Genomic DNA, 1,648 nt, shown 5'->3' with positions numbered 1-1,648 from the left:
CGTTGTTCTGGGGTTAACAATTGTTGAGCAGCCTGCCATTGTTCAGCATTTGACCATTCTTTGAGTGCTTGAATGTCGCTCTTGGTTTTCACTTTCAACATGGCCTTGGCGAGATTTGCAGCTAGGATTTCTTGGCTATCCTGTGATTGCTCAGCAGGCTTTTGTTCAGGGTTAGCAGCCAGGATTTCTTGGCTATCCTCTGATTTATCCGCAGGCTTTTGTTCAGAGGTAGATGGTTGTTTAGTTGGTTTTTTCATTGCTTTTTAGTTCGTTGATGAGATTGTTTAACAGCCAGTTGAGTTGGGTTAGTTCTCGGAATTTCTCTTGCTTTTTCAGACTCTTCTGCAACGCTGGAATTACGGCTAATGATTGGGGGATGTGTTGGTTCAGAAAGCCGGTGATTGCAGTAATGGTTTGGGTATATTGATTTAACTGTTGATTGCCCCAATTCTGGTAATCAAATTGTTGGGTTTTTAATTCAGCAGCAACTTCAGTAGCACCGGCAATCACAGCATCCCAAAACTTTTTCCTGATTTCTGGTGTAAGGGGAGGTTCTGGGTACGAATAGTTTTGCCAATCTGTAAGGAATTTCTTGATGGCTTTATAATTCCCTACCCACATTTTTGATTGGTCTTGGTCGATTAATAAACCAGAAGTCGGATAGGTGTCATCACTGCCTAAATCGTGACCTAGTAGATGAATTGCAACTGTGAAATGATCTACCAGCGCACGATAAATCCAGTAGGAATCAGTATGGCCACCCAGTGCTGTTTCTACATAACAGTTGGTGTACTGGTACGTTAAGCAAATGTACCGGATTTCAGCTTCGATATTAAAAGCTGCTGCTAAAGCCGGTGGGAGAGGAACTGGTATTAGTTTGAGATGACTAATACTGCTCTCAGGGGTTGGACATGGGATGTGTTGCCAACCATCTTCATAACTGGTGATTTCGTTCATTATTTTGAGTGGGGTAATGGTGGATTGTAGAAACACGCCTGACTGTGCCAGTGTTTCTACAGTTGGATGATTAATATTCAGTGGGTAATAGCAAAACTTTGTCTGCTAGGTAAAACTTGATTTCCGGTAAAGGAAAATCGGTGTAAGGAAGATATTGACTGAAGACTCGCTGATCTGTATCCCTTTCTAGGGTTAGGGTAGCGCTTTTATTTTCGTTGACTTGCAGTTTCAAAATCTGGAACTTTTGCAAATCTTCACTATTTATTAGTGGCCGCTTTAACTGGTAGGACGCTATCGCATCTATTAACCAGTAAGCTTCACAACTTTGAGCGACATACCGTACACCATCAGTATAATTGAAACCGCCTAAAATGTGGCGATAATAATTTTCTGTGCTACTGAAATGAGGCAAAGTTTTCTGGATTTCTTCTACACTCAGCATAATATTGTCCTTCACTCATCACTACCAATCCGCGTAGCGGATTTGTTGATGTAACAGGTGGCTGCCAATAACCAGATAATGCCTTCTTGGCTGGTAGCTAATTGGGTTTGGTAGTTACTGCTTAAACGTTGTATCAATTGCTGAGCAAGTCCCAAAAAATCTGCCTGAAATTCAGGGCTTCTGGTATTCCCCTCTTGGGTCGTTAAGTCAGCTAACACTGAAATATACTCAAGGGTGCATTTTTGTTCG

4 protein-coding genes are annotated in these 1,648 nt (G+C 41.8%); all 4 read right to left on the bottom strand.

Going from position 1 to position 1,648, the window contains the following annotated elements:
• Window positions 1-257: hypothetical protein (locus NG798_RS27605; RefSeq protein ID WP_261226925.1), on the bottom strand; the 257-nt coding region annotated here is incomplete at its 3' end.
• A complete protein-coding gene (locus tag NG798_RS27600; RefSeq protein ID WP_261226924.1) occupies window positions 241-957 on the bottom strand; it encodes a hypothetical protein in 717 nt (238 codons plus the stop codon). The genes NG798_RS27605 and NG798_RS27600, both read right to left, overlap by 17 nt.
• 70 nt (window positions 958-1,027) lie before the next feature.
• Window positions 1,028-1,399, bottom strand: a complete 372-nt coding sequence (locus NG798_RS27595; RefSeq protein WP_261226923.1) for a DUF6876 family protein — start codon at window positions 1,397-1,399, stop codon at window positions 1,028-1,030.
• An 11-nt stretch (window positions 1,400-1,410) separates the two neighbouring features.
• On the bottom strand, window positions 1,411-1,648 hold a 238-nt coding region (locus NG798_RS27590), incomplete at its 5' end, for a hypothetical protein (protein ID WP_261226922.1).

Source organism: Ancylothrix sp. D3o (genome assembly GCF_025370775.1).
GTDB lineage: Bacteria > Cyanobacteriota > Cyanobacteriia > Cyanobacteriales > Oscillatoriaceae > Ancylothrix.
The sequence above is the reverse complement of the archived record's forward strand: the minus strand, read 5'-3'. Positions and strand labels throughout refer to the sequence as shown.